The 12,959-nt window shown below is 42.2% G+C and carries 11 protein-coding genes and 1 tRNA gene; 6 read left to right on the top strand and 6 right to left on the bottom strand.

What is annotated here, in order from left to right; all coding sequences use genetic code 11:
- The first annotated feature begins 45 nt into the window (after positions 1-45).
- The 3 genes from ACIG3F_RS00510 (at position 46) to ACIG3F_RS00500 (ending at position 2,013) form a co-directional block, all read left to right on the top strand.
- Positions 46-660, top strand: coding sequence for a GNAT family N-acetyltransferase (locus tag ACIG3F_RS00510; RefSeq protein ID WP_396468907.1), 615 nt, complete (start codon positions 46-48; stop codon positions 658-660).
- Positions 661-738: 78 nt separating this feature from the next.
- Positions 739-1,590 carry a dihydropteroate synthase gene (folP, locus tag ACIG3F_RS00505; RefSeq protein ID WP_396468906.1) on the top strand — a complete coding sequence of 284 codons (852 nt, stop codon included), beginning with the start codon at positions 739-741 and terminating at the stop codon, positions 1,588-1,590.
- Between the two features lie 108 nt (positions 1,591-1,698).
- On the top strand, positions 1,699-2,013 hold the full coding sequence (locus tag ACIG3F_RS00500; protein ID WP_396468904.1) for a DUF5713 family protein: 315 nt from the start codon (positions 1,699-1,701) through the stop codon (positions 2,011-2,013).
- A 30-nt stretch (positions 2,014-2,043) separates the two neighbouring features.
- On the opposite strand, the gene ACIG3F_RS00495 is transcribed toward ACIG3F_RS00500, so the two are convergent.
- From ACIG3F_RS00495 to ACIG3F_RS00485, 3 genes are all read right to left on the bottom strand, one after another.
- Positions 2,044-2,730 (bottom strand): hypothetical protein, encoded by a 687-nt coding sequence (locus tag ACIG3F_RS00495; RefSeq protein WP_004280558.1) that lies wholly within the window; start codon positions 2,728-2,730, stop codon positions 2,044-2,046.
- A gap of 91 nt (positions 2,731-2,821) precedes the next feature.
- Positions 2,822-2,907 (bottom strand) — tRNA-Leu (locus ACIG3F_RS00490).
- Between the two features lie 170 nt (positions 2,908-3,077).
- Positions 3,078-3,809 carry a hypothetical protein gene (locus ACIG3F_RS00485; protein ID WP_396468902.1) on the bottom strand — a complete coding sequence of 244 codons (732 nt, stop codon included), beginning with the start codon at positions 3,807-3,809 and terminating at the stop codon, positions 3,078-3,080.
- A gap of 171 nt (positions 3,810-3,980) precedes the next feature.
- Here ACIG3F_RS00485 and ACIG3F_RS00480 point away from each other — a divergent pair, with 171 nt between their 5' ends.
- Positions 3,981-4,487, top strand: coding sequence for a hypothetical protein (locus tag ACIG3F_RS00480; protein ID WP_396468900.1), 507 nt, complete (start codon positions 3,981-3,983; stop codon positions 4,485-4,487).
- 41 nt (positions 4,488-4,528) lie between these two features.
- On the opposite strand, the gene ACIG3F_RS00475 is transcribed toward ACIG3F_RS00480, so the two are convergent.
- The 3 genes from ACIG3F_RS00475 to ACIG3F_RS00465 all read right to left on the bottom strand — a co-directional run bounded on the left by ACIG3F_RS00475 (position 4,529) and on the right by ACIG3F_RS00465 (position 7,312).
- The gene (locus tag ACIG3F_RS00475) at positions 4,529-4,807 is read right to left on the bottom strand and encodes a hypothetical protein (RefSeq protein ID WP_396468898.1); all 279 of its coding nucleotides are present in this window, start codon (positions 4,805-4,807) and stop codon (positions 4,529-4,531) included.
- A gap of 65 nt (positions 4,808-4,872) precedes the next feature.
- Positions 4,873-6,195 carry a hemolysin family protein gene (locus ACIG3F_RS00470; protein ID WP_396468897.1) on the bottom strand — a complete coding sequence of 441 codons (1,323 nt, stop codon included), beginning with the start codon at positions 6,193-6,195 and terminating at the stop codon, positions 4,873-4,875.
- Positions 6,196-6,322: 127 nt separating this feature from the next.
- Complete coding sequence (locus ACIG3F_RS00465) at positions 6,323-7,312, bottom strand: LysR family transcriptional regulator (protein ID WP_064096319.1); 990 nt, start codon at positions 7,310-7,312, stop codon at positions 6,323-6,325.
- Between the two features lie 662 nt (positions 7,313-7,974).
- Between ACIG3F_RS00465 and ACIG3F_RS00460 the strand changes: the two genes are divergently transcribed.
- A complete protein-coding gene (locus tag ACIG3F_RS00460; protein ID WP_004280550.1) occupies positions 7,975-9,576 on the top strand; it encodes an isocitrate lyase in 1,602 nt (533 codons plus the stop codon).
- Positions 9,577-9,833: 257 nt separating this feature from the next.
- Positions 9,834-12,929 (top strand): multidrug efflux RND transporter permease subunit, encoded by a 3,096-nt coding sequence (locus ACIG3F_RS00455; RefSeq protein ID WP_396468895.1) that lies wholly within the window; start codon positions 9,834-9,836, stop codon positions 12,927-12,929.
- The last annotated feature ends 30 nt before the right edge of the window (positions 12,930-12,959 follow it).

Here is a 12,959-nt window from a genome sequence, read left to right as displayed (position 1 = left end):
TTTGAGTGTTATATTGAGCTATTAAAAATGAATAAGAAAATAAAAATGAATATGCCTGTTCTGGAATCCAGTGTTTACCAGCTTCGTCTTGAACCGTTGAGCTGGGAGCATTTTTCTGATTTAGCTATCGTATGCGCTGAAGAAAATTTAGGTGAGGTTTTATATAACTCAGTGCCTTATCTGCCTAACTTAAAAAAATATTTTACTCAGGCTTTTGAACAGCAAGCTCAAGGTGAAAGGATGGCTTTTGCTGTGATTGATTTAAACTCCGGCCAAGCAATTGGAACCACCAGTTATCATGATATTAAAGCGGAAATTCCACGTTTTGAAATTGGTTATACCTGGTATGCCAAGCGCTATCACAGAGCTTATGTAAATCGCGTTTGTAAATATCTTTTGTTAAGACATGCTTTTGAAAATTTAAATGCTCAGGTGGTCGGCTTTCGAACTGATCATTTGAATCTTCCCAGCCAAAAAGCGATTGAGGCATTAGGTGCCAAACGAGATGGCATTATCAGGTGTCATATGCTACGTAAAGATGGACAGACTATTCGAGATAGCTATATCTATAGTATTTTAGAAAGTGAATGGGCAGATGTGAAAGCATTATTACAAACTAAACTGATGCAATATTCCCAAAACAATTACTTCGAAATCTAGGTCCTAGCCTTATTCCACTTTGCTTTATTCAGCGATCCATAAGACAATATCGGGGTTATTTTGAGTGAGTATTGAATCATGCAGCTGATGCCTTTGTTACCACATGTATGGACATTTGGTGATTTAAAATTGGACTTATCCCAGCCGCATGTGATGGGGATTCTCAATGTCACCCCAGACTCTTTTAGTGATGGTGGTCGGCATAATCACAAAGAAGATGCAGTCGCACGTGCGCTTGAAATGATGGCCGAAGGCGCGACCGTGATTGATATTGGCGGTGAATCGACCCGTCCAGGTGCCGCAGTGGTAGAAGTGGAAGAAGAAATTCGCCGCGTAGTGCCTGTGGTGGAAGAACTGGCTAAACATAAGGTCATTCTCTCGATTGATACGTCGCAACCTGAAGTCATACGCGCAGCGGTTGGGGCCGGAGCACATATCTGGAATGATGTCCGTGCTTTGACTCGGCCGAATGCATTGCAGACCGCAGCAGAACTCAATATTCCAGTGATCATCATGCATATGCGTGGTGAACCGACCACCATGAACAATCTGGATCAATATGAGGATGTTACTGTTGATGTGATTCGCGAGTTATCTCAACGTGTTCAGGATGCCTTGGATGTGGGAGTAAAAGCGGAAAATATCATGATCGATCCAGGTTTTGGTTTCGCTAAAAATGCCCAGCAAAATTTAAAGCTGTTGCAAGAGTTTTATAAATTGACAGAAATGGGCTATCCGATTTTGTCTGCTTTATCTCGTAAACGCTTTATCGGAGCAGTTCTAAATGGTGAAGCACCGCAAGAGCGTGCGGTAGGTTCGGCAACAGCACATTTACTGAGTATTCAGCAGGGTGCATGTATGGTACGGGCACATGATGTTAAAGTCACAGCCGATGCGATTAAAGTCTGGCAAGCCATGCAAACGGCTTAGAAATTGAAAGCAGCAAATCAACCACTTGGCAATGTTGTTTGGCTTTTGAGCAACAATATGCTATATAGGCACGCTTAGATTAGATAGTCATCCTTTAGAGTGCCTGTAATGTTTGCAGATTTACTTCTCCCCATGTTCGATGATGAATATTATCCCGATATTCTGGTTGCTGAAATCAAGCAGCACATCGAACGTTTTGCCCAAAAAGTCGCTAAATCAGGTTTGTCAGATCAAGAAATTTACCAGCTTGCCAATCTGACTGTGGCTGATATCAATATCATGAAACCTCAGTTCGAAGATCTGGATTCGTCTCTGGATGATACTGCCGCGGATTATATTGCCGAAGCCATGATGATGGTGGTGCAAGAGCACGGCCTGTTCGAGATTGAAATGGAAGACCTGATTACCAATCGTGAATGGTGATTTAAGAAAACCCTGCAGATGCAGGGTTTTTTATTGTCTGTTCAAATAATCTTTAAAGCTATTAAAGCGAATTGAGCCGAGTAATTGTTGCTCTTCATTCATGCATTGCTGATAAAGGTTTTGGTAATAAGCCTGCAGATTCGATTGACCTTGAATCTGTTGTGGTGTTTTTGATTTGGATTGTTGATAAGCCCAAAAAGCCAGTTGTCGGAGTTTCTGCAACCTGATCTGGTCAATCGCACTACAGGAACTTTTAAATAAAGGTTCCAGGATGACCACCCCAAAGGAAGAAATCGCTAAAATGATCATACTAATGATGACCAGTACATCCGAATGAATCAGATAAAGGTTGAGCAATAAGCTCAGAAAAATTGGAATTTGCAGATAGAGACAGTTTTGCAAACGCTGACTATAGGCTTTGGAACTAAATTGCGCCTGATATTGTGCATGCCAGATATAAGGATAAAGCAGTGCCATCAGCACAATTAAGGTGACATTAAAGGCAATCGTGGCATTCTTGAAAAAATAATATTCCAGAAATACGGAGCTGAGACTACAGGCTACACAGACCAGAAGGGACAGTAAATTAATCGCGATAACAAACTGGATATTTTGCAAGGCATTAAATTTAAAGCGGCTATAACGCAGCTTAAGGAAAAAAGCGTCTGGATGACGTAATTGTAATGTAGCGAGATCAAAGTGTTTTAATTCTGACATGGGGATTTCGCGCTAAAAGAATAAAATTCAGGCACAAAAAAACCAGCCTAATGCTGGATTTTTTATTGCACCATTTTAATAAATATTAAAATGGTGCCCGAGGCCAGACTCGAACTGGCACGCTTTGTGGGCGGGGGATTTTAAATCCCCTGTGTCTACCGATTTCACCACTCGGGCATGTGCGCAATAATAGAGGACGAAATAAAGCTTGGCAAGCAAATTTCTAAATGATTGCTTTCTTTTCAAGCAATTCCGTAGCTTCTATTCTAAAAACCAGCAAATCAACGTTTTTTAAAAGTCAATATTTGCAGATCTTTAAGACGACCAATGAAAAATGATAGAGGGAACTATGAATTCTCATCCAGATAGCTGTCGACATCCAGGTGCTTGATCGTTTTACAATATTGATGCTCATATTTCAGCAGCCGCGTATATAACCCGGCAAAGTGATTTAATTGCTGTTTTAGTTCGGCATGCCGAGGATCATGGCTTGAATAAAAACGTAATTTTAGTCGGATCAGACAGGTTTGTTTATAAGCCCAAAAACAGATTTTACGTAATTGTTGTAGCTGATAGTGCTCAGTATTTTTACTATTTTCCTTGAATAAATTTTCCCGATAAAAGCGCACAAAACCAAAGCTCACGCCAAAGAAGAATAAGCTCCACATCAGCAAACTGCTTTGTATAAAGACCAGATTTAAGGCTTGCAATAGAATCACAATAGCCATCTTGATCGGAGTATGACGCAATAACTGATACAGCGAATAAGAAGAATGCTGAATCTGGTACAGAATCAAGGTGAGACTCAACATCAGGAACAACAGAATGGCCAAAATGGCATAACTTTGCGCCTGAAATTCGCTGATTTGCACAAAAGATTGCTGTACTAGATCTCGTAACATCAAACTGATGGGAACAAAAATCATGGCGGCCAAGGCCCAAGGAATTAAGAGCTTGGCTTTATCCCAGATTCCACGGATTTCAATCTGACTGTAAAACAGGTAATTCCCTTTAAATGCAGTCGGATATTGGCGCTTAAGTTGCTGCAGCAACAAAGTCACTTGCGTAGTGGGGATCATCCAGAGATTAATTTAATATATAGATGAAGCACTATAGTCGATTTTGCGCAATATCGCAGAAGAAATGCAGTTTCAGGTCATAGCGCTGTTTTAATCATGAAGATTTTGATTTTTTAGCGTCGAATTATGCGAAAATAACCCATTCAAGATATATTTTTTTAAGGACAGTTTATGACTGATCAATCTCCTCAGGCGTTAAGCGACATCGAAATTTTAGACATCCTGCAAAGTATGAAAAAGGATGAGCTAAATACTGAGGCGCAAGCAGCAATTCGTCAGGGTGGTAAAGCTGGTCGTCAGGAAGCGCATAAAGCAGCCTTAGTAGCATTGAATCAGTCATTTGAAGACAAATTTGTCGAAGCCGTATCTTTGGCTTTTGGTCTGAATGCAGCACAAATCAAAAAAATCCGTTATAAAAAAGACCGAATCCGTATTTTAAAAGCGCGCGGTATTGATTATATGGCGATTGATGGTGCTGAAACTGCGCAAGTGCTGTCACAAATTGCCCAAGCAATTGTGCGTGAAGATGCCATTGTCACCCATGACCTGCACAATATTTTCCCATTCTGGAAAGAAGGCTGGCCAATGGTGCAATTCGATAATGCCTACAAGATTTTAGAAGATGATATCCAGATTCACTATCAAGCCGTTCTTGAGGCTTTATTAGCAAAAATCTAAGCTATAACTAGATCTAAATAAAAGCGCCTTCGGGTGCTTTTTTAATCACGATATATCAGTGCAATCAGCCAACTGATGGGCAGAATAAATAAACGCCACCAAATAATCAAGGGCCAATAAAAATACTCTCCTAATCTCAAGGTGGAGTCGAATCCTTGACGGCGACGTTCATGCGGGTAGGGAATAATGAAAACCGTTAAAATCATCAGAATAATGGCTGCAAGTATAAGCAGGGGATTCTGCTGTTTGGCAAAAAAGAAGTAAAACAAATACAGGGCTGAATAAAAAAACAGACATGCCAATAATGCAGAAATATTCATCATTCACCTTATGATTTTTTTCTTAGAATAATTTTTTTAATCTATCCCTAAAAAGAAGAACCAGATTAATCTGATTCTTCTTGAAGGACTGAATTGGTTTCGAGTAGGCGTGTCACCAGCAACTGGTCAATTTTAAAATGATCGACGTCCACCACTTCAAACTTATAAGCACCAAATATCACTGCATCTGCAGGACGAGGAATCTTGCGTAATTTATACATCATGAAGCCAGCGATGGTTTCATAGTTTTCATCATCAGGCATTTCATCAATTTCAAGCGCATGCTTGATGTCTTCAATCGGCGTGCTGCCTTCAATCAGCCAGGAATTATTGTCACGTTTAATAATTTGTTGATCGGCTTCAATAGGCGTCACCCAGTCACCCATCACGGTAATCATAATATCGGAAAGGGTAATCACTCCGACTACCAGCGCATATTCATTAATGACAACGGCAAACTTTTCCTTGGTAGAGCGGAAACGGTCCAGAACTTCCGATAAGGTCAAAGTATCCGGAATGGTCAACACATTACGGATGGTATTTTCATTGAGCTGCAGCAGCGACTGGTTATTCAAAATACGCACCAGAATATCTTTGGCATCGACATAGCCAATCACACTGTCGATGTCATTACTACACACCAGAAACTTGGAATAGGGATATTCCGCCAGCTTTTGCCGAATACTTACTTCCGGTTCATTTAAGGTAAAGAACACCACATTTTCACGGGTAGTCATACTGGAAGGAACGTTACGCTCTTCAAGCTCGAATACGTTTTCAATGAAATGGTGTTCCTGCTTCTGGAGTACACCGGCCTGTGCACCGGCATCCATCACTGCAGAAATATCATCAAAAGTAATATTGTCATCACGGATGGTATTCACTTTAAACAGACGGAACAGCATGTTGGCAATCGCGTTAATAAACCAGGCCAAAGGTTTGCAGACTTTAATGAAAATCTGAATAGGCTCAATGACCGAGACTGCGATCTTTTCTGGCGCAATCATGGCCAGACGCTTCGGCATCAGGTCTGCAAATAAAATAAATAATGAAGTGACGACCGTGAAGGAAAGCACAAAGCTGATATTTTCAGCCCAAGGTCCTTGGTAAAAGCGGGAAACAAAATTATAAATATAAGGACGGAAAGCGCCTTCACCTAAAATACCGCCGAGAATAGCGACTGCATTTAAACCGATTTGAGAGGCTGCAAAGAAGTCCGCAGAATTTTCTTGTAGATCTAAAACTTTTTGAGCGCGATGTTCACCCGATTCAGCCAGAATTTTCAGTTTGACTTTACGGGCACCTGCGAGGGCGATTTCAGTTAAAGATAAAAAACCGGCCCCCGCGATGAGTATTAAGATAATCACGATATTTTGTAAGAGGCTCACAAATCCACCTGTGGATAAATAATATCTTAGGATATTTTTAGCATAAAAAAAGACTTGAGGTGTAACAATGACAGCTCAAGTCCTCAAAGTATAATCTTAAAAAATAAGAATTTAGAAGATTGTAAGGTTAATAGTTTGAAAATTGAGAATTATTGCTCAGGAATTCACGGTTTTCCTCTTCAATCATTTGCCGTGCAACATATAAAATCAGCTGACGTAACCAGCGATGTGCCGGATGATGATGCAATAATGGGCACCATGCCATTTTTAATTCAAATTCCGGAATATAAAACGGCGGATCTTTTAAAATCAGATTGTGATTTTTGGCTTGTAAGCGCGCAATACGTGAAGGCAGTGTTGCAATCAGATCTACATTGGATGCTAATAAGCCTGGCATTTGATAATGACGGGTAAATACCGAAATCTTACGTTTCTGGCCAATACGTTCCAAAGCCTGATCAATCCAGCCTAAACCGGCCTGTTTTTCAGGATTCACCCCGAAACCAACACCCATACCGGTTTTAGAAACCCAGATATGCTGTGCATCCAGGTAACTTTTAAGGTTTAAGTTGCTTGCGGCAGGATGCTTGTTATTTAAAAGACAAGAAAAGCTGTCACGCCAGACCAATACCTGATGAAAACTTTGCGGAATCTCATTAAAGCGGTTGATTGCCAGATCGACCTTGCCCTGTTCCATATCACGATAAGACACGTCACTTGGCGTCAGGAAGTCGAGAACAACATTTGGAGCTTCTGAACGCAAGGCTTTGACTAAGCGCGGTACTAAAGTGGCTTCGGCATAATCCGAGGTCATGATCCGGAAGACACGATTTGAGGTATATGGACGGAACTCGGTACGCGGTTCCAGAATCATGGACAAGTCAGCCAGTGCATCCCGAATACGGGGCTGTAATTCTAAAGCACGTTCGGTCGGGGTCATGCCTTCAGAAGAGCGGATCAGGAGGGGATCATTAAATAAATTGCGTAATCGGCGTAAGATGTTACTCATGGCAGGCTGGGTAACGCCCAATTGTTCTGCTGCACGTGTGACATTTTTTTCGCGAAGAAGTACATCAAGATAAATTAATAGATTGAGATCGACCCGCTCCAGATTCATAAAAGAAATACCGAGAATAAATACAAGAAATTATGATGATTATGCCATAATTGCCGGGCCTTGTGTAAAGCGCCGATGAAAAAAAGCCATGTGCTCACTGATAAAGTTTACAGAATTAACACAGGCTTAAGGGCTATTATTTACAGTGTACATAAAAGAAAAGATGCACGTTAAATGGATCATCATTTAGCCTTTTTTATAAATTGGATTGAAATCCATCTTTTCGCTTTAAAAGAAAATCATCAAAGCTGTTCTTGCATTTAAGATTTGAGTGAAAAGTAAACTAACTCAAGAATTCCTTAAGTTGAATAAATCATCAAAGATCAGCATTTTTTAAAAATAAAAGGACATAAAACCCATAGCCAGACTTAAGTCTAATGAATTATTTTTAAGCAACATGGGGAGATTTTATCCATCTTTATTTTTAAATAAATATATATAAAACAGTATATTAGTTTAATTCATCAAGATTGTACTAAGACTTTGATCTACTCATTTTTTAAATAAATACTGAAGATTCTTGCAGACTATTGGATTAATTTTCATAAGCCCACTAATCTTTAGCTATCCCAACGGATCGTCGAAAATCTGAACAAGTCATTGAGGGTGTGATTTGAGCGGTTCGTTGCAGAAAAATCCTAATATTATTACAGGAATATATCATGACTACATACCAAACAGCGATTGATGCAATCCGCGAATTAAAAGCGAAATTCGGTAACACTTGGGCAGACATCAGTCCTGAAGATGCTGCGCGTATGCAACTTCAAAACCGTTTCAAAACTGGTTTGGACATTGCGAAATATACAGCGGCAATTATGCGTCGTGATATGGCTGCTTATGATGCAGACTCTAGCAAATACACTCAATCATTAGGTTGCTGGCACGGTTTCATCGCGCAACAAAAAATGATTGCGAACAAAAAATACTTCGGTACGACTGAACGTCGCTACATTTACCTTTCTGGTTGGATGGTTGCAGCGCTTCGTTCAGAATTCGGTCCACTTCCTGACCAATCTATGCACGAAAAAACTTCTGTTCCTGCATTGATCGAAGAAATCTACACTTTTTTACGTCAAGCTGACGCGAAAGAATTAAACGACTTGTTCCGTGCCCTTAAAAAAGCACAAGAAGCGGGCGACACTGCTAAAGCAGCTGAAATCACTTCACAAATCGATAACTTCCAAACTCACGTTGTGCCAATTATTGCGGACATCGACGCTGGTTTCGGTAACGAAGAAGCGACTTACCTTCTTGCTAAGAAAATGATCGAAGCGGGTGCTTGTGCACTACAAATCGAAAACCAGGTGTCTGATGCGAAACAATGTGGTCACCAGGCCGGTAAAGTAACTGTTCCACACGAAGACTTCATCGCGAAAATCCATGCATTACGTTATGCATTCCTTGAAATGGGTCTTGATGACGGTATCATCGTTGCGCGTACTGACTCTGAAGGCGCTGACTTGACTCAAAAAATCCCAGTGGTTAAAGAGCCAGGCGACATCGCATCTCAATACATCAGCTACTTAGACACGACTGAAATCGACATTTCAGAAGCGCAAGAAGACGAAATCCTGATCAAGCGTGATGGTAAACTTCACCGTCCTAAACGTCTTGCTTCTGGTCTATACCAGTTCCGTGAAGGCACTCAAATCGACCGCGTTGTACTTGACTGTGTAACTAGCTTACAAAACGGTGCTGACCTGCTTTGGATCGAAACTGCGACTCCAAACGTTGCTGAAATCGCTCACATGGTTAACCGTGTACGTGAAACAGTTCCAAATGCGAAACTTGTTTATAACAACTCGCCTTCGTTCAACTGGACTTTAAACTTCCGTCAACAAGCGTATGACCGTTGGGTTGCTGAAGGTAAAGACGTTTCTGCTTACGACCGTGCTAAGTTAATGAGCGCTGAGTACGATGCAACTGAATTGGCTGCTGAAGCTGACGAAAAAGTTCGTACATTCCAGGCAGATGCTGCTCGTGAAGCGGGTGTGTTCCATCACTTGATCACACTTCCGACTTACCACACAGCTGCGCTTTCTACTCATGAGCTTGCTCAAGGTTACTTCGGTACTGAAGGTATGTTGGCTTATGTTGCTGGCGTACAACGTAAAGAAATCCGCGGCGGTATCGCATGTGTTAAACACCAAGCAATGGCTGGTTCTGACATCGGTGATGACCACAAAGAAATCTTCGCTGGTGACAATGCATTGAAAGCTGGTGATGATTCTAAAAACACAATGAACCAGTTCAGCGCTTAATCCGCTTAATTGATTCACCAAAAAACCCTGCAGATGCAGGGTTTTTTGTTTGGAAAAATGCTATTAATAAATAGGGAAGAGCAATCTCAAGAACGTGCTCAAGAGGGATTATCCATAATTTCTCCATGATTGGTTTTTATCGCAGATTTTATGTGTTTAATTCTTGCATTCTAGTGCTATGTCACTGAATATTTGGATATAGCATGCTTATGTTCTGCATCAATTTACCCCTATTTAATTAAAAGTGACCCGGACTTATGCTGTCTAAATTTTTTATCCACCGCCCGATCTTTGCTGGGGTACTGGCGATTGTTGTCATGGCAATCGGCCTGTTCGCAGTGATGAACCTGCCAGTGGAACGTTATCCGGACATTGCCCCGCCAAGGATAACGGTGGCAGCAACTTATAGCGGTGCTTCTGCGGAAACTGTGGAAGAAAGCGTGACTCAAGTGCTGGAACAGCAAATCAAAGGCATTGATCATCTGCTGTATTTCAGTTCGAGTAGTGATTCTTCAGGACGCAGCCGGGTCAGCATTAGCTTTGAGAATGGTACCGATCCGGATACTGCACAGGTGCAGGTACAAAATGCGATTAATGGGGTACTAAACCGATTACCGGAAGATGTACAACGCCAAGGTGTCAATGTCTTTAAATCGCTCGGTGATACCCATATGGTAATTAGCCTGTATGATGAGTCGGGGCGCAGCAACAATATTGAACTTTCCGACTATCTGATGACCCATCTGGAACAGGACATTTCCCGGATTGAAGGCATTGGTGAGGTGGATGTTTTTGGTTCACAATATGCGATGCGGATCTGGCTGAATCCGGCAAAATTAAAACAATATAACCTGATGCCAAGCGATGTGCGTGCTGCGATTGAAGCCCAAAATACTCAGGTCGCTGCTGGTGCGATTGGTGATCTTCCCGCCATAGACGAGCAATACCTGAATGCCAAAGTTACTTCGGGTTCACGGCTAAAAACTGTAGAAGAATTCCAGAATATTATTGTCAAATCGGATCGTGCCGGCAGCTTTATTTATTTGAAAGATATTGCCCGGGTAGAACTGGGTGCTGAAAATTATCAGTCTTATAGTACCAATAATGGTTATCCATCGGCAGGTCTGGGTATTTCGCTGGCGTCAGGTGCCAATGCCATTGCCACCTCTAATCTGATTAAAGCTGAAATTGCCCGTATTTCCCAGCAATTGCCTGAAGGCTATAAAATTGCTTATCCACGTGACAATACGCCTTTTGTTCAAGAATCAATTAAAGAAGTGGTCAAAACCCTGATCGAAGCCGTGATCTTGGTCATCATTGTGATGTTCATTTTCTTGCAGAACTGGCGTGCCACCTTGATTCCTACCGTGACTGTTCCGGTAGTGATTTTGGGTACCATGGCGGTGCTGTATGCACTGGGTATGAGTATTAACACCTTAACCTTATTTGCGCTGGTTCTGGCGATTGGTCTGTTGGTGGATGATGCGATTGTTGTGGTGGAAAACGTCGAACGGCTGATGCATGAAAAGCAACTGTCCGCCAAGGACGCGGCCCTGGAATCCATGCAGGAAATTAGTGGAGCACTGATCGGGATTACTCTGGTTTTGACCGCAGTCTTTATTCCGATGGCTTTCTTTGGTGGTTCGACTGGCGTGATCTATCGCCAATTTTCTATCACTTTGGTTGCGGCCATGTCGCTGTCCTTAATGGTGGCATTGATTCTAACGCCAGCATTGTGCGCGCTTATTCTAAAACCGAATCCTAAACCGGCAAAATGGGCGTCCTGGTTTAACCAGAAACTGGATCATTTAAAACATCGTTATCTGAATTTGTCTAAATTCACGATTCAGCGTCAGGCGATTTGTCTACTATTGTTTGCTGGATTGATCGGTGTGTTTGCGTTGTTCTATCGTGCCTTGCCAACCAGTTTCTTACCGAGTGAGGATCAGGGGATTTTAAGCCTGCAAATCAAATTGCAGGAAGGCGCCCCGATGAAAAATACCATTCAGATCGGTGAAGAAGTCCGTAAGTATTTTCTGGATCAGGAACAAGCCAACGTCAATCTGGTGATGATCCGTTATGGGCGAAATTTCTCTGGAACTGGTCAGAATCTGGCGACCGGTTTTGTGGCATTAAAACATTGGGATGCGCGTTCCGGTCAGGACAATACTGCACAAGCGATTCGTGAACGGGCTTTGAAGCATTTCCAGAGTAATCGCAATGCACAAATTAACGTGTCCATGCCAGCTTCAGTCAATGGTTTGGGACAAACCGATGGTCTGGATTTCTGGATTCGAGATATCAATGGCAATGGCCGGCAATATCTGGAACAACAGTTTAAAGCACTGGAAGCTAGGGTGGGCAACTATACGAGCTTTGAAAATCTGGGCAAGCGTTCTAATCCTGACAAAGCAGAACTACGTGTCAATATTGACCAGAAACAGGCCATGGCCAATGGCCTGACCCAATCGGCAATCAACAGTACCTTATCCAGCGCCTGGGGCGGCAGTTATATTAATGACTTTATTGATCGCGGCCGGATTAAACGGGTGATCATGCAGGGTGATGCTGAATTCCGTTCCAAGCCAGAAAATCTGGCGCAGTGGCATGTACGAAATGACCAGAATCAGATGGTGCCTTTCAGCAACTTCTCGCAAGTGGGCTGGAGTGGTGGCCCTGAAGTGGTCAACCGTTTCATGGGTTATACCGCATTGCAAATGGAAGCGGATCGGGCTAAAGACAGCAGTTCCGGTCAGGCCATGCAGGATGTAGAAGCTTTGATTGCCAAGCAGGAGGGAGTCGATGTAGTTTGGAGCGGTCTTTCTTTCGAGGAAAAACAGTCCAATAATCAGGCGATCTGGCTGTATCTGATTTCAATTGGCTTCATTTTTCTCTGTCTGGCGGCTTTATATGAAAGCTGGAGCATTCCAACCGCAGTGATGTCGGCTATTCCACTCGGGATTGGCGGCAATATTATTTTCAGTTATCTGGCTGGTTTCCCGAATGATATCTATTTCCAGATTGCCTTGTTGACCACCATTGGTCTGTCCTGTAAGAATGCCATTCTGATTGTAGAATTTGCTTCATTAGCGCAGCAGCAAGGTAAATCGGTAGTAGAAGCCGCACTAGAAGGTGCGTCTTTACGTCTACGTCCAATTTTGATGACTTCTTTGGCCTTTGGCGCAGGGATTTTACCGCTGGTCTTTGCTACAGGCGCTGGTGCGGTGAGTCGTCAGGAAATTGGCGTGAGTGTATTTGGTGGTGTCATTTTTGGAACATTGCTGGTGCTGATTTTTATTCCATTTATGTATGTTTTAATTCGTCGACTCATCATCAAAAAATCGCGTGCTTAAAATAAAGGAAAACTCTAGAGCTGAAAAATC

This window comes from Acinetobacter sp. NPDC052428, assembly GCF_044547685.1.
GTDB classification, from domain to species: Bacteria; Pseudomonadota; Gammaproteobacteria; order Pseudomonadales; family Moraxellaceae; genus Acinetobacter; species Acinetobacter lwoffii_G.
Note: the sequence above shows the minus strand (reverse complement) of the source record. Positions and strands in the feature narration are given on the sequence as shown.

What these genes read in the sequence shown, in the direction of transcription:
- folP (WP_396468906.1), top strand. Translation starts at nt 739, where the DNA reads ATGCAGCTGATGCCTTTGTTACCACATGTATGGACATTTGGTGATTTA.
- ACIG3F_RS00460 (WP_004280550.1), top strand. Translation starts at nt 7,975, where the DNA reads ATGACTACATACCAAACAGCGATTGATGCAATCCGCGAATTAAAAGCG.
- ACIG3F_RS00465 (WP_064096319.1), bottom strand. Translation starts at nt 7,312, where the DNA reads ATGAATCTGGAGCGGGTCGATCTCAATCTATTAATTTATCTTGATGTA.
- ACIG3F_RS00475 (WP_396468898.1), bottom strand. Translation starts at nt 4,807, where the DNA reads ATGAATATTTCTGCATTATTGGCATGTCTGTTTTTTTATTCAGCCCTG.
- ACIG3F_RS00495 (WP_004280558.1), bottom strand. Translation starts at nt 2,730, where the DNA reads ATGTCAGAATTAAAACACTTTGATCTCGCTACATTACAATTACGTCAT.
- ACIG3F_RS00485 (WP_396468902.1), bottom strand. Translation starts at nt 3,809, where the DNA reads ATGATCCCCACTACGCAAGTGACTTTGTTGCTGCAGCAACTTAAGCGC.
- ACIG3F_RS00500 (WP_396468904.1), top strand. Translation starts at nt 1,699, where the DNA reads ATGTTTGCAGATTTACTTCTCCCCATGTTCGATGATGAATATTATCCC.
- ACIG3F_RS00510 (WP_396468907.1), top strand. Translation starts at nt 46, where the DNA reads ATGAATATGCCTGTTCTGGAATCCAGTGTTTACCAGCTTCGTCTTGAA.
- ACIG3F_RS00455 (WP_396468895.1), top strand. Translation starts at nt 9,834, where the DNA reads ATGCTGTCTAAATTTTTTATCCACCGCCCGATCTTTGCTGGGGTACTG.
- ACIG3F_RS00480 (WP_396468900.1), top strand. Translation starts at nt 3,981, where the DNA reads ATGACTGATCAATCTCCTCAGGCGTTAAGCGACATCGAAATTTTAGAC.